The sequence below is a fragment of the Bacillus cereus group sp. BfR-BA-01309 genome (assembly GCF_022664315.1).
GTDB lineage: Bacteria > Bacillota > Bacilli > Bacillales > Bacillaceae_G > Bacillus_A > Bacillus_A mobilis.
In genome coordinates this window covers 108,193-128,342 of sequence record NZ_JAKUHE010000003.1, presented here as the reverse complement: position 1 = coordinate 128,342, position 20,150 = coordinate 108,193, and the positions used below count along the sequence as shown (strand labels likewise).

The window sequence follows — 20,150 nt, the reverse complement described above, 5'->3', positions numbered from 1 at the left end:
AATATATATCGATTAATTGTTGCTTATGCCCCGTTCTAACGGGTGTTCAACTTCCTATTTACTAATAAGAAGCTCAACGTCCATTAGAAGCCCCCCTCTTTACGAGGGGGATTCTACTTATGCTTTTTTACGCAATTGATTACTAATCATCGCTAAATCATATGTTAAACAAATTGGTTTACAGTTTACTGGACATGGAACGATTTGAGCTTCAATCTCAAATACGTTACGAAGTGTTTCACTCGTCATCACTTCATCTGGCGTTCCTTGTTTCATTAACTTACCCGCTTTTAATGCAATCATATGATCTGAGAAACGAGAAGCATGGTTTAAGTCATGGATAACCATAACAATCGTTCTACCTTCTTCTTCATTTAACTTTTTCAACAAGTTTAATACTTCTAATTGATGCGCCATATCTAAGTACGTCGTCGGTTCATCTAATACTAGTAATTCTGTTCCTTGTGCAAGAGCCATCGCAATCCATACGCGTTGACGTTGTCCACCTGATAACGCCTCTGCTGGACGATTTGCGAATTCTGTCATTCCCGTCACTTCAAGTGCCCAATGAATGTAACGATAATCCTCTTCTTTCAACGTTCCAAATCCTTTTTGATGAGGAAAGCGTCCATATGAAACAAGCTCAAACACAGTAAGGCCAGTTGGCACTTCTGCAGTCTGTGGTAAAATTGCCATTTTCTTTGCGATTTCTTTCGTTGGTTGTTTCTCAATTGCTTTTCCGTCAAGATAAACAGTACCTTTTTTCGCCTTCAAAATACGAGAAGCCGTTTTTAATAATGTGGACTTCCCACAACCATTTGGTCCAATAATTGTTGTAATTTTCCCTTCCGGAATTTCAACTGTTAATCCATCAATAATTAACCCTTCATTATAGCCAACAGATACCGCATCAACTGCTAAAGTTGCCATACAAAAAGCCTCCCTTTATTTTGTCCTCATAAGTAAGTATATGAAATACGGTGCACCAATTACAGAAATAACAAGACCGACCGGTATTTCTGAAGTTGTTAACACACTTCTTGAAATTACGTCTGCGAATAAAAGTAAAAACGTCCCTATTAGTGCAGCCGTAGGCAGCATAATTTGATGTTTACCACCAACAAGGCGCCTCGCTAAATGCGGAGCCATTAAACCGATAAAACCAATTCCTCCGGCAACAGCGACAGATGCACCAGCTAAACAAACTGCAATAAATAATAATTTACGTCTTTCTTTTTCTACATTTACACCAAGGCCAACAGCTGTAGAGTCGCCTAGGTTCATTACATTTAATATGTGCGCCTTACTAATAGCAAGTGGCAAGAAAATAACCATCCATGGAAGTACACTTAATACGAACTTCCAATCTGTGCCCCACAAACTTCCTGCTAACCAAATCGTTGCAAAACGGAAATCGTTAGATGTCATCTTCATAGAAAAAATTAAACTAACAGCACCAAACCCAGCTGCAACAGCGATACCAACAAGTATTAATCTCGTTGATGACACGCCGTCTTTCCATGCTAGTAAATAAATGATAACTGCTGCTAATATCGCACCAACTAACGCGAAGAATGGAAGGATAAATACAGATAAAAATGTACCAGTCCCAACTTTCCCGAAGAAAAAGTAGACGAATATAACAACTGTTAATCCCGCTCCAGCGTTAATACCGATAATACCTGGATCAGCAAGGGGATTTCGTGATAACCCTTGCAAAATCGCACCTGACATTGCTAAAGCAGATCCAACTAATATAGCAATAACCATACGTGGCATACGGAATTCAAATAAAATAACAGACTGATCTTCAGCCCCAAGTCCAACCAATGACTTTAATACGTCCATTGGTGGTATTTTAAATGTCCCTGTATTTAAACTTACTAAAAATACAGTAACGATTAATCCTACTAAAATTGTTAAAACCGAAACGTTCTTTTTTGTTAAGACACTTGTCCTCACATTTTCCCTCTCCCTTCGTTACGTGCTAAGTAGAGGAAGAATGGAACCCCAATTAGCGCTGTAATGGCTCCAATTGGCGTTTCAAACGGCGGATTAATAACGCGAGATAACATATCTGCACATTCAATTAACAGTCCGCCTAAGACCGCAGAACATGGAATAACCCATCTATAGTCCGAGCCTACAAGGAAACGAGTCATATGCGGGATTACAAGACCAACAAATCCAACCGATCCTGCCATAGAAACTGCAGAACCTGTTAACACAAGAACAAGTACTGTTCCGATAAATTTAATTAATGTCGTATTTTGACCAAGTCCAATCGCAATTTCTTCACCGAAGCTTAAAATTGTAATATACCTCGACATTATAATCGCAATAAAGAGACAAACAAGACCAATCGGTACTAACATATTAATACTTTCCCATTTCACTCCAGCAACTCCGCCTGCATTCCACATACTCACCTCTTGGGCAAGGTTGAAATATAACGCAATTCCAGATGAAATAGCCCCTAATAAAGCACTAATTGCAGCTCCCGCTAAAGCTAACTTCACAGGCGTTAATCCACCTGGTGAAGAAGACCCAACACCATATACAATAGCCGCTCCAAACGCCGCTCCAATAAAAGATGCGATAACGAACATTAAATAAGGTGAATTAGGGAAGAATGCATACATAATCGCAATCCCAAATACAGCCCCATCTGTAATCCCCATTAACGATGGAGAAGCAAGTGGATTTCGCGTCATACCTTGCATAATTGCACCTGATACTGCTAAAAAGGCACCTGCAACTACGCCCCCTATTGCTCTAGGCATGCGAAGTTCTTGAATTACATTATGATGCGTAATAGAACCATCAAACTGAAACACAGCTTGCCATACAGTCTTTAAACTAATATCTGCCGCTCCAAACGAAATAGAAACTGCCATGCTTAAAGCTAACAAAATTGTACCTACTATTAAAATAATAGAAGCAACGAGCGGTCTGCTCTTAATCTCTTTAACATTCACATCTTGCTGTTCTATACTCCTTGCGCTCGCTTCCATCCCTCAACCATCCTAACCAACAACATATATTTAATGAAATGAAATTTATTCTCAAATAGTAATAAAAAAATAAGCGAATCAGCCTTTTCCTGATAATGATTATCAGAATCAGACACCTTCTATTCTACCTATCGCTTCCAAAGACTGTCAACTATTATTTTGAAATACAAATTCATATAGGTCGAGACCTTAATACATAGATAATAACCACCAGTCGTTAACTATTATCCTCACCATTTAAGCTTCCACAGAATAAATCCTTCCTCTTATGGGCATAAAAAAAGAAGAGTAATCTGTTCACTCTTCTTTTTCTTACTTCTTTAATTTTGCTTCAATTTTTACAATTAATTCATCTTCTGTTGGAGCCGCAACTGGACGATTATTTACAAATGCGAATGATTTTTTACGACCAGGACCACAGTAAGACTGGCATGCAACTTCAATCGTTGCGCATGAATCTACTTTTTTTAACTTCGGAATTAACGTTTTAACGTTCGTTGCCTGACAATCATCGCACACACGAAATTCGTTTCCCATTATATATAACACTTCCTCTATTTTAAACTTTTCACAAGTACATTTAAAAATAAACACTAAATGGTATTTTACCGCTCTTTGAAGCTCGTTGCAAGTTTCCCTATAAAGCTCTTTCTTCATATAATGCTACATATTTATATGTTCTCCTACAGAAGTTTCCGTCATTCTTGGCAAAATTTATCCCGCTTTAACGGGCAGTAAGACCTCCACCTCAAAATGCAGCGAAAGCAAAGAATCTAGGTGGGGGTCGTGCTGCCCATAAAAGTCCGATTGGTGAGGGCTAATAATCAGTGGGGGATGAAGAAAACCTCCACTGATTAAAGTTTCACTTTATACCTTTCATCGAAATCTACCATATTTTTAAAAGCTTTGTATAAAAGCTCCTTTTTTTGCCCATTATAAAAATAGGAAGTTCATAAAAAGAAAGGGAGTTGAATCTATGAAAGTAAGACAAGATGCTTGGACAGATGAGGATGATTTATTACTTGCTGAAACTGTACTTCGTCATGTTCGAGAAGGAAGTACTCAATTAAATGCATTTGAAGAAGTAGGAGATCAATTAAATCGTACATCGGCTGCCTGTGGTTTCCGTTGGAATGCTGTTGTTCGCTATAGTTATGAACAAGCTCTTCAACTAGCAAAAAAACATCGTAAAGATAAAATGCGTGCTGCAAGCGGTGAACAAGCGAAAAAACGTTTACTTTATACACCACCAGCTTCAGAGACGATAACTGATTATGAAGAATTCGTACAAGAGGAAGCAATTGTACAATATAAAGAAGCTATTCCATATCAAGAATCTACTGTTCCTGCTGCAAAAGGCTCTATGACAATGCAAGATGTTATTTATTTTTTACAAACAGTCGGATCTTCAAATATAAAAGTGACAGCTCTTGAAAACGAGAATACGAGATTGAAACAAGAAATCAAATCACAAATTCTTCGAAATGAAGAACTAGAAAAGAAACTAGAAAAATTAGAAAAACAATCTCATACTGTACAAGAAGATTACGAAACACTTATGAATATTATGAACCGCGCTCGTAAGTTAGCAGTTATGGATGACGAGGAACGTTCTCAAACATCTTTCCGAATGGATCGAAACGGTAATTTAGAAAAAATTGCAGAATAAAAAGGATGCATTGCATGCATCCTTTTTTGTTATTTCACTTCAACCATATGCACTTCTTCTACGTTAGAACCTCTCTTTATATCTGGGAAGATTTTTTCCTTTGGATTTTCTTTAAAGGCTGCTAATCCAATCGTTTTTACCGGTTCATTTATCTTTGTATATTCGGCATCACTAACAACTGCATACATATCTGTATATTTACGCGCATCACCGATTACTACATTACCTTCATATTTCATTTTCTTTCCATCAATTACTACATCTTTTTGTTCCTCTTTAGCGAATACGATTCCCACTTCATCTGAAACAGATGGTAATGCTTTAATTGGTTCCACATCTTCTTTTACTACCTTTTTCAGCATGTTTTCTTTTACCATTTTTTCAGCTGTTGTTTTATTCATAATTAAAACCTTTTTCTCATTAACCGTACCTAGTTTTGCTTCGAATTTACTTTGGGATTCAATTTTATCTTTATATTGGTCCATTGTTTTTTGAACGCCTGTTTCATCTCCGTACATAACAACGCCCTTTGCTTGTGGCGCAATCATATCCATAATCGAACAGCCACTAAATACGGCAGCTGACATAATCGCTACGAGTCCTAATTTAACTTTTTTCATTTGTATGCCTCCTAAAATCATAATTGCATCTCTTAGTTTAACAACAGTAGCTCGTTTTACCAATTCACTTTCCTTACAACAACATTACAATTTAGTAAGATTTCTCCTTAAAACTATTTTTTATATTTTTGCTATAATAGAGATTGTCATTTTAAAGATAAGGGGTTAGTTATATGAGCAATTCCCGTTCCATTTTATCTCAGCCAGAGTGGCGTATTGTAGATCAGTCTAGTCTGGGACCAACATTCCATGCATTGCAGTCATTCGCAATGGATGACACGTTATGCACAAGTATTGGAAACGGTCAATCAGCTGCAACAATGCGTTCTTGGGTTCATCACAATACAATTGTTCTTGGCATTCAAGATTCACGCCTACCACACTTAGAAGAAGGTATTTCCTTTTTAAAGGAAAACAACTTCAATGTTATCGTTCGTAATTCCGGTGGACTTGCAGTCGTACTGGATGAAGGTGTTTTAAACGTATCGCTTTTATTCCAAGAGACGGAAAAAGGTATCGATATTGATCTTGGATACGATACAATGTGGCATTTAATTGAAGAAATGTTAAAAGATTACGATGTTACAATCGAGGCAAAAGAAATTGTTGGTTCTTACTGTCCTGGTAGCTACGATTTAAGTATTCGCGATCAAAAATTCGCTGGCATTTCACAGCGCCGTATTCGCGGCGGTGTCGCTGTCCAAATTTATTTATGTGCTACAGGAAGTGGCTCTGAGCGTGCCGCACTCGTTCGTGATTTCTACAACCTAGCCATTCAAGGAGAAGAAACACGCTTTACGTATCCTGAAATTGTACCGAGCACGATGGCTTCACTTTCAGAATTACTTGGCGAAACCATTACAGTACAAGACTTAATGATGCGCCTTTTAAAAACATTGCAGCAATTCGCTCCAAAGTTAACACCATCTCAATTAACAATAGATGAAATACCTTTATATGAGACGAATTTACAACGTATTATTGATCGTAACAATAAAGCACTTGGCTTAGAAAAATAAAGACCGTCGCTATTATAGCGACGGTCTTTATTTCAATTCATTATAGAATTAAAGTGCTTGAGCTGCTGTAATTAAAGCTAACTTGTACACTTCTTCTTCGTTACATCCACGAGATAGGTCATTTACAGGCATGTTTAAACCTTGTAAGATTGGTCCTACTGCTTCGAAGTTACCTAAGCGTTGAGCGATTTTGTAACCGATATTACCAGCTTCTAAGCTTGGGAATACGAATACGTTAGCATCACCTTTAATTGTAGAACCTGGAGCTTTTTTCTCAGCTACAGATGGTACGAATGCAGCATCGAATTGGAATTCTCCATCTAAAGTTAATTCTGGAGCCATTTCTTTTGCAATGCGAGTTGCTTCTACAACTTTTTCTGTTTCTAGAGATTTCGCAGAACCTTTTGTAGAGAAGCTTAACATAGCAACGCGTGGATCAATACCGAATAGTTCAGCAGTTTTCGCACTCTCGATACCAATTTCAGCTAAATCTTGGCTGTTTGGTGCAATGTTAATTGCGCAATCAGCGAATACATATTTCTCTTCTTCACGTACCATGATGAATACGCCAGAAGTTTTTGTAACGCCTGGTTTTGTTTTGATGATTTGAAGTGCTGGACGAACTGTATCAGCTGTAGAGTGAGCCGCACCACTTACTAAACCGTGTGCTTTGCCCATGTATACAAGCATTGTACCGAAGTAGTTTTCGTCTTTAAGGATTTTGCGAGCGTCTTCTTCAGTTGCTTTACCTTTACGGCGTTCAACGAAAGATGCTACCATTGCATCCATTTCTTCGTATGTAGCTGGGTCGTAAATATCAACGCCTGCTAATGTTAAATTCATGCTAGCAGCTTTTGCGCTAATTTCTTCTTTATTACCAACTAAGATTGGTTGTACTAACTCTTCTTTTGCTAAACGCTCTGCAGCGCCTAAAATTCTTTCATCAGTTCCTTCAGGAAGTACGATAGAAATGCCTTTTCCTTGAACTTTTTCTTTTACTGTTGTAAATAAGTTGCTCACGAATAAACCCTCCTACTTATGTTAAAAAAACTCTATCTTTAAGAATACTGCTTTTCCTCTCTATTTTAAACTTATAGCTCCCAAAAAATAGATAAAATAAAAATGATTATATTTTCATAAAATTCAGCCTAACAATAAATCCCTTTTAAACCTTATCTCCTCCTATTTTCAAGTAAATTTAAATGTGACAATTTTATGCGCCCAGGCTTTATATAGATGATTTTAAAACTATATATGCTATAGTTAACGTGTAAAACTATCATTAACTGAGGTGAATAGAATGAGTGAAGCAACAACAACGTTAGATGGCTGGTATTGTTTACATGATTTACGTTCTATTGATTGGGCTGCATGGAAAACATTATCTAGCGACGAACGCGGACAAGCTGTGTCTGAATTTTTAAATGTCGTTGAAAAATGGAACGAAGTGGCTACTGCGAAAAAAGGCAGTCATGCAATGTATACAGTTGTTGGCCAAAAAGCTGATATTATGCTTATGATTTTACGTCCAACAATGGAAGAGTTAAATGAAATTGAGACAGAATTGAATAAAACAACATTAGCTGAATATATGGTTCCTGCATACTCTTACGTATCTGTTGTTGAACTAAGCAACTACCTTCCAGCTGATGAAGATCCATACCAAAATCCACAAATCTTAGCTCGCTTATATCCAGAATTACCAAAAGCAAATCATATTTGCTTCTATCCAATGGACAAGCGCCGCCAAGGTGATGATAACTGGTACATGCTTCCGATGGAAGAACGTAAAAAAATGATGTACAGTCATAGTAAAATCGGTCGCCAGTACGCAGGTAAAGTACGCCAAGTTATTTCAGGATCAGTTGGATTCGACGATTTTGAGTGGGGCGTAACATTATTCGCTGACGATGTTCTTCAATTTAAAAAACTTATATATGAAATGCGCTTCGATGAAGTAAGTGCTCGTTATGGTGAATTCGGAACATTTTTCGTTGGAAACATTTTACCAGACGAAAAGGTAGAGCAGTTTTTACACATATAAATCGTGAAAAAGGAACGAAATTCGTTCCTTTTTTATTACCCTCTATATTTCTCTTCAAAAAACTGCTTTTCTCCGCAAATTTGAACAAAAATCGACAAATTCCTTTCAAATTCCTTACAAAATTGTAACCTTTCTATATCCAAATTTATGCTAAAATGGTACGAGCTACATGCTAATAACGATGCGAAGGTGATAATCTATATGAAGAAAATCTTGTCTATTTTACTAGCGTTTTTATTGTCAATTTCTTCCTTAGGAGTAACAACATCCCATGCGGAAGAAAAAATACACATTGAGGCCGCTGCTGCACTTCTATTTGATGCAGATACAGGAAAAATACTGCATGAACAAAATCCAGATGAATTGCTAGCTATCGCTAGTATGTCAAAACTAATTGTTGTTTATGCTGTATTAGAAGCAATTAAAGAAGGAAAAATCACTTGGGATACAAAGGTAAACATTTCTGATTACGCTTATGAAGTTTCACGTAATAATGAATTCTCTAACGTTCCGTTTGAAAAGGGACGTCAGTATACTGTAAGAGAATTATATCATTCTATCGTTATCTTCTCTGCAAACGGATCTAGTATTGCCTTAGCAGAACTTCTTGCAGGAAGTGAGAAAAACTTCTTAAATCTTGCAAATGAACATGCAAAGAAACTAGGGTTAAAGAAATATAAATTTGTAAACGCTACTGGGTTAAATAACGCTGACTTAAAGGGAAAACATCCTGAAGGAACGGATCCGAATGGAGAAAATTCCATGTCAGCTCGCGATATGGGTATGCTTTCAAAAGCAATGATTACAAAGTATCCAGAAATGCTAGAGGATACAAAACAAAGATTTAGAAACTTTCCAGATAATCATCCGAAACCAATTCGTATGGAAAACTGGAACTGGATGTTACCAGGTGCTGCTTTCTCTTATGAAGGAACAGATGGTTTAAAAACTGGTAGTTCTGATACGGCTGGATACGGATTCACTATTACAGCAAAACGTGGTGACTTACGCCTTATTTCAGTAATTATTAAAACAAAATCAATGGACGAGCGTTTCACTGAATCTCGTGCATTAATTGAATATGGATTTAATAACTTTGAAAAACAAAAATTAAAAGTTGATAAGCACAATACAATCTCTGTAGTAAAAGGTAAAGAAGATCAAGTAACTGTTGCACCTGAAAAAGAAATAACAGTCATTGCGAAAAAGGGTGACAAATCACCTTACAAAATTTCTACTGAAGCGGATAAATCACTCGCTGAAGATGGACATTTAGTCGCTCCTGTTAAGAAGGATGCAAAGGTAGGTTCCATCGTTCTAGAACCAACTGATAAATACGGATTCTTAGATGGAAATAAAAATATGAAAGTTACTGCAAAAACGACAGAAGAAGTTGAAAAAGCAAATTGGTTCGTATTAACAATGCGCTCTATTGGAGATTTCTTCTCAAACTTATGGTCTAAAGTATTTTAATGATGAAAAGCTAGCTCACGCTAGCTTTTTTTATTTTCCTCCCTCCATGTAAAACTTCGTTTGGTTGTCATATCTGAGTCCTTTTTCTCATACGTATGAACTAGTAATTGTTACACACTTCATCTAGAGATAAACCTCTTTCCACAAGGTATTCCAAAAAGAGAGGTGACACATAATGGGAGTTATTGCTTATAACGAAGAAGATGTAAAGTTATTAGCTAGACTGATGCGTGCTGAAGCTGAAGGAGAAGGTCAACAGGGGATGTTGATGGTCGGAAACGTTGGAGTAAATCGTGTCCGCGGAAATTGTTTAGATTTTAAAAAAATACGTAATTTACGTCAAATGGTTTATCAAAACCCTGGTGGTTTTGAGGCAACACAAAAAGGGTATTTTTATCAACGTGCAAGGGAACAAGATATCGCTTTAGCAAGACGAACGATTCAAGGACAACGTTTTTGGCCTGCCAATTTTGCCTTATGGTTTTTTAGACCGGAAGGCCCTTGTCCGTCAACTTGGTATAATCAACAAAACTCTGGTCGCTTCAAAAAGCACTGCTTCTTCCAGCCATCTGGCGAAGATTGTCCTAGCGTTTATTAAGGATTGATAATGAGGAGGGATTTTTGAATGGCACAGCAACAAAACCCGTATTACGGAACTGGATTTTATCAACCATCTGGAACTTATGTACAACCGCAACAAATGACCCCACAACAACAGCAACAGCAGCAAGCGATGCAACAACAAGCTGCGCAAGCTCAATATGCTGTTTCTCAAGGCATGTTACCATTAGAACAGTCGTATATTGAAAATATTCTCCGCTTGAACAAAGGCAAGCAAGCCACAGTTGTAATGACTTATGAACGTGGTAGCTCACTCGGTACACAATCGTATACAGGTATTATCGAAGCAGCTGGTCGTGATCATATTGTAATTAGTGAGCCACAATCAGGGAAACGTTTTTTACTATTAATGATTTACTTAGATTATGTGGAATTCCCAGAAGAAATTGCGTATTTACCCGGGCAACAAGCAACCTATGCTCCAAGACCATAAAAAAAGCTGGCATATGCCAGCTTTTGTTTTTTATAACCCTTTTACAACTGCAGTTCCGACTAAGATCCATGCTACGATAAAAGCTACACCACCAAGAGGTGTAATTGGGCCAAAGAACTTAATACCTGTCGTACTTAATGCATACAAACTACCTGAAAACATAATAATCCCAGCTACCATAAGCCAGCCAGCAGTAGTTAAAAGTGATGATTGAATTTTATCCATTAATAAAGCAACTACGAATAGTCCACCTGCATGAAACATTTGATATGTAACGCCTGTTTTCCAAACTTCTAACATTTTTGCAGAAACTTTATTTTCTAAACCATGTGCTCCAAAAGCCCCTAATGCAACAGATAATCCCGCTGCAATACAACCTAGTAAAAAGAAAATCTTCATCTTAATTCCCCTTTTTTTACCTTTATCATAAGCAATTTTTTCATATAAGCCAAACGATTTATCTTCTAGAAATCAAATAAAGAATTACCGTTTGCACCTTCTTCTTTTATATAAACAGGTTCTCCAGAAACCGGCATAACTGGTTGAACTGTCGTCATTGGCTGAGATCCAATTACTTGCGATAGAATCTCAGGTTCTCTATACATAGAAGGCTCAGTTTGTTCATCTAATAATAAATCACATAACGCTCGCACAACTAATAAATGCGCTTTTGATTGTTGTCCTTCACTGCTTTTTGCCTTTGCAATTTCATTCGCCATTTTATTTAAAATCTTATCGCTCGATATTTGCATTCCTTGTCACCTCATACTTTGTAGTTCTTTCTCAAATTGTCCCAGCTTCTCTACTGAACCAAACACTATTATCATATCATGTTCTTGTAGTTTTTCCTGCCCAGTCGGATTATGTATAACATTCCCATTTCTCAAAATCGCTAAAATTGTTACATCAAATTGATTTCTCACATCGCTCTCTAGTAACGATTTACTAGCTAAAATAGAGCCCTCGCCGACTGCAATTTCTTCAATTACAAATGACTGTTCCACACCATACAGTACTGTATCAATATAATGAACTGTTAGCGGATTCGCAATACCTTTTGCAATATGAATTCCTGCCATGCTAGATGGATTAATCACCTTATTTGCCCCGGCCCGCTTCAATTTATCTTCAGTTTCTGGTTTTTCTGCTCTTGCCACAATTTTAATTGCATCGTTTAATCCTCTTGCCGTTAATGTAATAAATACATTTTCAGCATCATTTGCTACGATGGCAACTAAACCAGCTGCCTTTGAAATTCCAGCATGATGTAACACTTCGTCTTCCGTTGCATCCCCGTGTACATATAAAAGTTTTTCCTTCTCTAATATGCTTTCATCTTTATCCACAACGACAAATGGAATTTTCTTTTCTTGCAATTCATGTACAACTTGAAGCCCTACTCTACCACAACCACATACGATAATATGATTTTGTAACTGTGCTATTTGCTTATCCATCTTCTTCCTCCGCACTGCATGAAATAAATTCCCTTCAACAATCATAGCTGCCACTACACCAATTGCATACGTAACAATACCAACGCCAACAGGTATGATAAGAAGCGCAAAAACTTTTCCTGCCTGTGTTACAGGAACGGCATCTCCGTATCCAACAGTTAATACAGTAATCATCGTCATCCAAAATGCTTGAAACAAACTAATCTCTTCGATCGCCATAAATCCTAACGTTCCTAGAATTACAACAAAGGTCATACATATAACTGCTATCCATAATTGCTTACGTGCATTCATATCGTGTTTCAACTCTTTTCTCTATCTACAATCTTTGCCAGTGCAAATGAAATACATATATACTAGATACGGAATCTATGAAAGAGGTTGATATAATGAAAACATTTCTTTCCGCCTTACAATGGGCGCTATTTATTTTAGCTGGGAGCCTTATTGTACCAATTAGCGTCGCAACTAATTATGGTCTCGATGGCGCTGAAGCTATTGCATTCGTACAAAGAACATTATTTGTTCTTGGCTTTGCTGGCCTACTGCAAGCTATATTTGGGCATAAACTTCCTATTCAAGAAGGTCCAGCAGGCCTTTGGTGGGGGATTTTCTCCCTTTATGCAAGTTTAGGTGTCGTATTATTTGGATCCAGCAATGAAACGCTGAAAGTCCTTCAGTATGCCTTCCTATTAAGTGGTATCATTTGTATTATTCTTAGCGTTTTTGGACTCATCGATAAACTAGTTCGCTATTTTACACCGACAGTCATTGGAACATATTTATTTCTTCTTGTCGCGCAACTTAGCGGTTCCTTCCTAAAAGGAATGTTCGGTCTTGACGGCCAACATACAGAAGTACAAGCTAACGTATTTATTCTTTCACTCATTGTTATTTTACTATCCTTTTTCATCATGAAGCTACCTATTATTGGACAATATTCCGTTCTTTTCAGTATCGTCTGCGGCTGGATATTATTCGCATGCTTCGGATTATCTAATCCAGTAACGCCTGTGACCGATATAATCCGTTTTCCGTCTCTGTTTGTTTTCGGAATGCCTCGTATTGAATGGAACATGGCAATTACGGTAGTTTTCGTTACACTATTACTTCTAACAAATATGTTGGCAAGTATTCGCGTTGTGCAAAAGATTGTCTCTAAGTATGAAAAAAATGCAGCACCAGATCGCTTCAAACAAGCCGGCATTATAACAGGAATCAATCAATTGCTAGGGGGTCTTTTTTCAGCTATTGGACCTGTCGCCATTTCTGGATCAGCAGGCTTTATCGCAACGACTAATATTTATAAACGACTCCCATTTATGTTAGGATCAAGCTTTATTATTCTCGTTAGTATATTCCCAAAGATTACTTCATTCTTTGCGGCAATCCCTGTCGCAGTCGGATATGCTGCCATTTATCCTGTATTTGCAAGCATGATTGGTCTTGCCTTTCGCGAATACGAAACAGTACAAGATAAAGAACGATTGTTTAGAGTAGCAGGTCTTTCAATCTTTACAGGAGTCGGGGTTATGTTTGTTCCAGCAGGGGCATTTTCTACGCTCCCACCATTTTTAGCATCGTTTTTAAGTAACGGTCTCGTTCTTGGATCTGTAATGGCAATTTTACTTGAAATACTATTTTCTCGTTCAACAGAAAAACAACCATCGTAAATTGGAAAACTTCCATTATTGCACTCTATCTTTAGAGTTGTTACGATAATGATAAAGTGAAAGCTAATCAGGCGTTAGCGATATAAATTATCATGGGCAACATGCTCATGGTAATTTATACTAACAATATAGAACTTTTCCTAATTGCATATGAAGAAGTTCGATGTCTTACTATATATTCCCCAATATCTTCATAAAACTTTATTTCTATTTCAACAAAGAGAGGAATTTTCAATATGACTTATAAAATGATTGTTTTAGATTTAGATGATACTTTATTACGTGACGACCATACTATTTCACCTCGTACGAAAGAGGCTCTAATGACTGCGCAAGAGCAAGGTGTAAAGGTTGTACTTGCTTCTGGACGTCCAACTTTTGGTATGCGCAATGTAGCGAAAGAACTTCGTTTAGAAGAATACGGCAGTTTCATTCTATCTTTTAATGGTGCAAAAATTATTAACTGTAAAACAAACGAAGAAATCTTTAGTAGTACGCTATCTCCTGAAATCGTTCACAGCCTATTTGAAATTAGTAAAACTGAAGATATATGGATTCATACTTATATGGGCGATGATATCGTAACGGAAGAAAATAATCCTTATACTGAAATTGAGGGCGATATTACCGGTATGCCAATTGTTGTAGTAGATGACTTTAAAGCTGCTGTTCAAGAGCCTGTAGTAAAAGTATTAATGAATAAAGAGGCTGAACGCCTTGTTGAAGTTGAAAAGAAACTACAAAAACAACTAGAAGGCCAATTAAGCGTGATGCGTTCGAAACCATTCTTCTTAGAATTTACTGAAGCCGGTGTTACAAAAGGAACGAGCTTAAACAAACTGATCCAAAAACTTGGCATTAAGCGCGAAGAAGTTATCGCAATGGGTGATAGCTATAATGACCAAGCGATGATTGAATTTGCTGGTCTTGGTGTTGCAATGGGCAATGCACCAGATGATATTAAAGAAATTGCAAACTACGTAACAGATACAAATATGAACGATGGCGTTGCAAAAGTAGTTGAGAAATTTGTACTAAAAACCGAGGTACTTGTTTAATATTTTCATTCACAAAACCTATTTGAAGTCAAATACTTCAAATAGGTTTTTATTTAAATTACCACGCTTTTGTGACTATATTTTGAACTTTGCACTATTCTCGTAGTGTAAACTTTCTTTTTGTATATAATGAAACAAAATAGACTATTTTATTTTGAAAAAGAATACAAATTTACTATATACAAGCATACGTTAAAGGAGGCTATTTCATGTTATCTACACCGATCGGACGATTAAGAGCAATCGGCTTAATTGAGGGGATTTCTTTCCTATTACTATTATTTGTAGCAATGCCATTAAAATATTTCGCAGGATTTGCAACAGCCGTTAAAATTACAGGTATGGCTCATGGTGTTTTATTTATTCTATTCATCTTTGCGGTAATTCAAGTAACAATCGTACACCGCAAATCAATTGCATGGGCACTTGGGGCATTTGTTTCATCAATTATTCCATTTGGCACGTTTGTACTAGATGCAAAATTAAAGAACGAACAACAGTAACAAAAAGGTAGTTAACAACTGTTAACTACCTTTTCTATTTATAGATTTGGAATTTTCCAATCAATTTCTCTCTCACCCATATTAGCTAAAATCGTATTTACTTTAGAGTATGGTTTACTACCAAAGAAACCACGTCTTGCTGATAGTGGGCTTGGATGTACAGATTCGATAATATGATGCTTCGTATTCGTAATTAACTTTTTCTTCGCCTGTGCATGACGTCCCCACAATATGAAAATAACTGGGTTTTCACGTTCATTTAATAGCTCAATTACACGATCTGTGAAATGCTCCCATCCTTTCCCTTTATGAGAATTCGCCTCACCTTGACGAACTGTTAATACCGTATTTAATAGTAAAACCCCTTGCTTTGCCCACTTTACTAAATAACCGTTATTCGGAATTTTATAACCATATTCATCTCGGAGTTCTTTATACATATTTAACAATGACGGTGGCGTTTTAATACCGGGTTGTACCGAGAAGCTTAAACCATGCGCTTGATCCGGTCCGTGGTATGGATCTTGTCCTAAAATAACGACCTTTGTATTTTCATAACTTGTATACTCTAGAGCGCTAAAAATATTTTCTAGCTCCGGATACACAACATGTGTACTGTACTCTTCTTTCAAAAAATCAGCCAGCTTGTGATAATATTCTTTCTCAAATTCTGGTGCCAATAAAGAACCCCAATCATTTTTCAAAACATTTTTCATGCGTTCACTTCCCGTCCAATTAATTCACCATATCCTGCTTTGTAAATACTACAAACGAAATAATAAGGGACACAACGGCCCAAACAGTTAAATTCATTAAAGAAAATCCCATCGATAGCCCTTGTAATGCAGGTAATTTCCCTGATAGATAATCTGTTAATGATAAATTCACACTAAAAATATATTTCGCACCTTCCCACGATGTTGCGAATGAGCTTAAAATACCACCTGCGATTAATGCCGCTAACATAACGCCCATACCAGCTGGTGTATTTCGAATCAAAACAGAAACCATAAACGAGATAGTTCCGACAACGATAGCAACAAACCAAGCTAATCCATATGCCATCAAGATATATTGCCACTGCGGAATAAGATGTACAAAATTCGTATTTAATGTTTCCTTATCAATAACAAACCCTGTTAAAACAGGTAAATTCCATCCCGAGTATCCAAATACAAGCCCTGATAATACGTAAGCAAACAAACCGACAAGGAGCAGTATAAGTGAAATGAAAAATAACATCGTCACGTACTTACTAAGAAGTATTTTCCAGCGCCGAATCGGCCGCGTAAGTAGCATCTTCATCGTTCCATCACTTCGTTCTCCTGAAACAATATCAATGGCGACAATCATTACAAGCAGCGGAATAAACAATGTAATTCCTTGCTCAATAAACGCCCTTACAAAAGTTGGTGCGCCCGGTGCCATCGGGTTAATATCATGATCTAAATAATATTGTTGTTGCTCCACTCTTACCTTCAGCCAATCCCGCCATTCTTCCGGTAGTCTAGAATTGTTCAAGCGGTTTTGAGAATCAACAATTTGTTGTTGCAGCGAAACTTTCCAATCCGTTGTACCTAGCCTTTTTTGTGTCGTTTCTACTTCACGATACTGCGCATACACAAAAAGCGGGATTAAGATTGCTAAAATAAGCATGACAACAAAAATGCGTTTCTTACGATAAATTTTCTCCGATTCATTTAAAACTAGATTCGCAAATTCACGCATGCTGCTCACCCCTTGTGAGTTCAATAAATAAATCTTCTAGCGTAAATACAAGCTCTTTAACACTATGCACATCCACCCCATGTTCTACAAAATGTTTATTCCAATTACTTATAGATTTGATATCCATACGGCATAGTAATCGATTACCTTCTATACCTACTTCTCTTACTTCCTCAGCATCTTCTAGCATATCTTTCGCCTTAGAAATCGGTGTAACAATCCATTCTACACGATCACTTGCTGTTTTAATTAACTCTTCAATCTTGGCAACTGTTATCATTTTTCCTTTATGAATAATCGCAACCCGATCGCATATCATTTGTACTTCGCTTAGCAAGTGACTTGAAATAAACACACTCATATTTTCTTCTTTCACAAGCTTATGTATAAATTCCCTAAGTTCTCTAATTCCAGCTGGGTCTAAACCATTTGTTGGCTCATCTAATATGAGCAATTTTGGATTTCCAAGAAGCGCTTGCGCAATGCCAAGGCGCTGTTTCATACCGAGTGAGTACGTTTTTACTTTATCGTGAATTCTTTCATCTAAATGAACCATTTGAGCAATTTCAATAATACGTTCATCTGATATATTACCTAACATACGGGCAAATTGTTTTAAATTCTCCCATCCTGTTAAATATGTATACAGTTCAGGGTTTTCAACGATACTCCCAATTTGACGCATCGCTTCTCTGAAATTTTCCTTAATAGAATAACCACCGATAGAAATTGTACCTTCTGTTTCTTTAATCAATCCAACTAACATCCGAATAGTAGTTGTTTTTCCAGCGCCATTTGGTCCTAGGAAGCCAAACACTTCTCCTTGCTTTACATCGAAGGATATATTCTCTACAATAGTCTTCTTTCCAATTACCTTCTTCACGTCTCGTACAGAAAGTATCGTCGTCATTTTACCCCTCCTTGTTCTAGTTTTAATTTACTCGCAATATTTTGAACTAATCGGTCCGCCATATATGTATACCCTACTTCATTCGGATGGAAATGATCGGAGTATAATAAATCTTTCCCGCGGTTTTGGAATAAATCAAATGTCGGTGTAATATAAACACTTTTATTATTTAGCGCTAACTTTTCTAGAGATGCATTCCAGTCTACAACAATGTTTGATGATCCTTTTAAATCTTCTACATCTTCAAAAGGATTGTATAAACCAAGCCAAAAAATAGGACTATCTGTATTGAACTTACGAATTTCTTCTATAATTTTCTTCGCTTCATTTTGGAACGTTTCTGTATCAGGACGGTATGTTTCTAAATCTATCTTTCCGAGCGATTCCCACCCTGGAAATAAATCATTTCCTCCTATCGTTAAAACGATTACATCCGCTTGCTTAATTGAATATTGAGCGCCACTACTCTCCATTTGTTTTAATAAGTCGGGCATTTTTGCACCACTAACAGCTAAGTTAGTTAAAGCAACCTTTTGCTTATAATCTTTTTGTAAATCTTCTTTCATCCGTCCAATATAGCCAATTCCTTCTTTATCACCAACACCGCGTGTTAATGAATCACCTAGACTAACAATTTGTAACGTTCCCGTTTTCTTTTTCTCTTTTGCCACTACATCGGTCTTTTTAATTAAATTTGAAGCTTTCGGATTTAACACATCATTTACACCTGAAACAAAGCCATATGCAAATAAACAGAAAGATGCAATTGTGATGAGTAGAATTACTTTTACTACTTTTGATCTCATATCAAAACCCCTTTTAGCCCTCATAGATTGTCCATAATTATACCAAACGCAATTTTGAAAAGCGATTTTCACACCTTGTCTATTATGTTGTTTCCCTATGTACTAATTCTGGCAATAACTCTACGTGCTTTACATCTATTTTCTCATCATTAATCTTTTCATATAATAATTCGAATGCCTTCACACCAACATTTTTACTACAATACGAAATCGTCGTAATGCCTAAAATATCTGCCACATCTTGATCATCACAACCAATAACCGTAATATCTTCTGGAATACGAATGCCTTGTTTTTTCGCTTCCGTTACCATTCCCGCTGCAATATGATTGCAAGATACAAGAAACGCTGTCGGTTTTACTGACATATGGGTCCATTCCCTAATTACATTACGCCCATCCTCCACCGTAAAACAACCTTTAAACTTCCAGTCCTCTATCGGTGTTACAGCAATCGGTTGAAGCGAATCCTCATATGCTTGTTTTCTTCTCTGGCTATTAATGCTATTACTTCTTCCAATGCAATACCCAATACTTGTATGGCCGGCATCTATTAAGCTCTTCATTCCGCGTGAAAACACCTTATAGTAATCAATATGCACACTCGAAATGAAATTCGAGTCTATTTCTTCACACATAACAATCGGACCAAATTTCGTATATTCTTCAAGCTTTTCCTTACTATTTGCCCGGGAACATATAATAACCCCATCAAGCTTTTTCATTTTTAACATATTCAAAATTTCTAATTCTCTTTCCTCACTATAATTCGTCTGACAAAGCATCATATTATAATTATTTTTTGCCGTTTCCTTTGATATCCCCTCGATAATAGCACTATAATATTGATCATTTACGTGCGGTAATAAAACGCCAATGACATTCGTTTTTCCTTTTACTAAATGAATTGCATTCACATTTTGCGTATAATTTAATTCTTCTATAATTGCTAAAATTTCTTTTCGTTTCTGTTCATTCACATATGGATGATTATTCAGTACACGTGAAACCGTTGAAACAGATACCCCAGCAAGTTCAGCAATCTTTCTTATATTCGTCATCTCATTTTCCCCTTCTCTGCAAAAATTCTCCCTTGACCTGGTAAGCTTTCCACAATATATCC

The 20,150-nt window shown here is 36.8% G+C and carries 23 protein-coding genes; 9 read left to right on the top strand and 14 right to left on the bottom strand.

Going from position 1 to position 20,150, the window contains the following annotated elements:
* Positions 1–117: 117 nt before the first annotated feature.
* From MR115_RS07710 to MR115_RS07695, 4 genes are all read right to left on the bottom strand, one after another.
* The gene (locus MR115_RS07710; RefSeq protein WP_000212060.1) at positions 118–930 is read right to left on the bottom strand and encodes an ABC transporter ATP-binding protein; all 813 of its coding nucleotides are present in this window, start codon (positions 928–930) and stop codon (positions 118–120) included.
* A gap of 15 nt (positions 931–945) precedes the next feature.
* Positions 946–1,962 (bottom strand): FecCD family ABC transporter permease, encoded by a 1,017-nt coding sequence (locus MR115_RS07705; protein WP_001260777.1) that lies wholly within the window; start codon positions 1,960–1,962, stop codon positions 946–948.
* Entirely contained in the window at positions 1,959–3,014 is a 1,056-nt protein-coding gene (locus tag MR115_RS07700; RefSeq protein WP_242240722.1) for a FecCD family ABC transporter permease, read from the bottom strand. Before MR115_RS07700 ends, MR115_RS07705 begins: the two co-directional genes overlap by 4 nt.
* A 312-nt stretch (positions 3,015–3,326) precedes the next feature.
* Positions 3,327–3,551, bottom strand: coding sequence for a YuzB family protein (locus MR115_RS07695; RefSeq protein ID WP_000526074.1), 225 nt, complete (start codon positions 3,549–3,551; stop codon positions 3,327–3,329).
* Between the two features lie 439 nt (positions 3,552–3,990).
* Here MR115_RS07695 and MR115_RS07690 point away from each other — a divergent pair, with 439 nt between their 5' ends.
* Positions 3,991–4,683 carry an RsfA family transcriptional regulator gene (locus tag MR115_RS07690; protein WP_242240721.1) on the top strand — a complete coding sequence of 231 codons (693 nt, stop codon included), beginning with the start codon at positions 3,991–3,993 and terminating at the stop codon, positions 4,681–4,683.
* Positions 4,684–4,712: 29 nt separating this feature from the next.
* On the opposite strand, the gene MR115_RS07685 is transcribed toward MR115_RS07690, so the two are convergent.
* A complete protein-coding gene (locus MR115_RS07685) occupies positions 4,713–5,303 on the bottom strand; it encodes a lipoprotein BA_5634 family protein (protein ID WP_061680060.1) in 591 nt (196 codons plus the stop codon).
* 173 nt (positions 5,304–5,476) lie between these two features.
* Here MR115_RS07685 and lipL point away from each other — a divergent pair, with 173 nt between their 5' ends.
* Positions 5,477–6,322 (top strand): octanoyl-[GcvH]:protein N-octanoyltransferase, encoded by an 846-nt coding sequence (lipL, locus tag MR115_RS07680; RefSeq protein ID WP_242240719.1) that lies wholly within the window; start codon positions 5,477–5,479, stop codon positions 6,320–6,322.
* 48 nt (positions 6,323–6,370) lie between these two features.
* On the opposite strand, the gene pta is transcribed toward lipL, so the two are convergent.
* Entirely contained in the window at positions 6,371–7,342 is a 972-nt protein-coding gene (gene pta, locus MR115_RS07675; protein ID WP_242240717.1) for a phosphate acetyltransferase, read from the bottom strand.
* Between the two features lie 280 nt (positions 7,343–7,622).
* Here pta and hemQ point away from each other — a divergent pair, with 280 nt between their 5' ends.
* From hemQ to gerQ, 4 genes are all read left to right on the top strand, one after another.
* Positions 7,623–8,366: a hydrogen peroxide-dependent heme synthase gene (gene hemQ / locus MR115_RS07670; RefSeq protein ID WP_242240715.1), complete on the top strand. Its 744-nt coding sequence runs from the start codon at positions 7,623–7,625 to the stop codon at positions 8,364–8,366.
* Positions 8,367–8,561: 195 nt separating this feature from the next.
* On the top strand, positions 8,562–9,839 hold the full coding sequence (locus MR115_RS07665) for a serine hydrolase (protein ID WP_242240942.1): 1,278 nt from the start codon (positions 8,562–8,564) through the stop codon (positions 9,837–9,839).
* Between the two features lie 175 nt (positions 9,840–10,014).
* Positions 10,015–10,437 carry a cell wall hydrolase CwlJ gene (gene cwlJ, locus MR115_RS07660; RefSeq protein WP_000538161.1) on the top strand — a complete coding sequence of 141 codons (423 nt, stop codon included), beginning with the start codon at positions 10,015–10,017 and terminating at the stop codon, positions 10,435–10,437.
* Positions 10,438–10,464: 27 nt separating this feature from the next.
* Complete coding sequence (gerQ, locus tag MR115_RS07655; protein WP_061680063.1) at positions 10,465–10,893, top strand: spore coat protein GerQ; 429 nt, start codon at positions 10,465–10,467, stop codon at positions 10,891–10,893.
* 30 nt (positions 10,894–10,923) lie between these two features.
* Here gerQ and MR115_RS07650 read toward each other — a convergent pair whose 3' ends face one another.
* The 3 genes from MR115_RS07650 to MR115_RS07640 all read right to left on the bottom strand — a co-directional run bounded on the left by MR115_RS07650 (position 10,924) and on the right by MR115_RS07640 (position 12,644).
* Positions 10,924–11,292, bottom strand: a complete 369-nt coding sequence (locus tag MR115_RS07650) for a DUF423 domain-containing protein (RefSeq protein WP_000688322.1) — start codon at positions 11,290–11,292, stop codon at positions 10,924–10,926.
* Between the two features lie 65 nt (positions 11,293–11,357).
* Positions 11,358–11,645, bottom strand: coding sequence for a YwdI family protein (locus MR115_RS07645; protein ID WP_242240713.1), 288 nt, complete (start codon positions 11,643–11,645; stop codon positions 11,358–11,360).
* A 6-nt stretch (positions 11,646–11,651) separates the two neighbouring features.
* Positions 11,652–12,644 (bottom strand): potassium channel family protein, encoded by a 993-nt coding sequence (locus tag MR115_RS07640; RefSeq protein ID WP_061680065.1) that lies wholly within the window; start codon positions 12,642–12,644, stop codon positions 11,652–11,654.
* A gap of 95 nt (positions 12,645–12,739) precedes the next feature.
* On the opposite strand from MR115_RS07640, the gene MR115_RS07635 reads away from it, so the two are divergent.
* From MR115_RS07635 to MR115_RS07625, 3 genes are all read left to right on the top strand, one after another.
* Positions 12,740–14,023 carry a purine/pyrimidine permease gene (locus MR115_RS07635; RefSeq protein WP_242240710.1) on the top strand — a complete coding sequence of 428 codons (1,284 nt, stop codon included), beginning with the start codon at positions 12,740–12,742 and terminating at the stop codon, positions 14,021–14,023.
* A 236-nt stretch (positions 14,024–14,259) separates the two neighbouring features.
* On the top strand, positions 14,260–15,081 hold the full coding sequence (locus MR115_RS07630; RefSeq protein WP_132133213.1) for a Cof-type HAD-IIB family hydrolase: 822 nt from the start codon (positions 14,260–14,262) through the stop codon (positions 15,079–15,081).
* Positions 15,082–15,290: 209 nt separating this feature from the next.
* Positions 15,291–15,584, top strand: coding sequence for a DUF3817 domain-containing protein (locus tag MR115_RS07625; protein WP_061680068.1), 294 nt, complete (start codon positions 15,291–15,293; stop codon positions 15,582–15,584).
* 38 nt (positions 15,585–15,622) lie between these two features.
* Here the strand turns inward: MR115_RS07625 and MR115_RS07620 are convergent, their stop codons facing one another.
* From MR115_RS07620 to MR115_RS07600, 5 genes are read right to left on the bottom strand one after another with little or no spacing between them, the layout of a single operon-like run.
* Positions 15,623–16,300, bottom strand: coding sequence for a uracil-DNA glycosylase (locus MR115_RS07620; protein ID WP_242240708.1), 678 nt, complete (start codon positions 16,298–16,300; stop codon positions 15,623–15,625).
* A 19-nt stretch (positions 16,301–16,319) separates the two neighbouring features.
* Positions 16,320–17,312, bottom strand: coding sequence for an ABC transporter permease subunit (locus MR115_RS07615; RefSeq protein ID WP_001206503.1), 993 nt, complete (start codon positions 17,310–17,312; stop codon positions 16,320–16,322).
* The gene (locus MR115_RS07610) at positions 17,305–18,222 is read right to left on the bottom strand and encodes an ABC transporter ATP-binding protein (protein WP_063262374.1); all 918 of its coding nucleotides are present in this window, start codon (positions 18,220–18,222) and stop codon (positions 17,305–17,307) included. The genes MR115_RS07615 and MR115_RS07610 overlap by 8 nt, the downstream gene beginning before the upstream one ends.
* Complete coding sequence (locus tag MR115_RS07605) at positions 18,219–19,100, bottom strand: SGNH/GDSL hydrolase family protein (protein ID WP_242240707.1); 882 nt, start codon at positions 19,098–19,100, stop codon at positions 18,219–18,221. Before MR115_RS07605 ends, MR115_RS07610 begins: the two co-directional genes overlap by 4 nt.
* A 10-nt stretch (positions 19,101–19,110) precedes the next feature.
* Positions 19,111–20,088: a LacI family DNA-binding transcriptional regulator gene (locus tag MR115_RS07600; RefSeq protein WP_242240706.1), complete on the bottom strand. Its 978-nt coding sequence runs from the start codon at positions 20,086–20,088 to the stop codon at positions 19,111–19,113.
* Positions 20,089–20,150 lie beyond the last annotated feature (62 nt).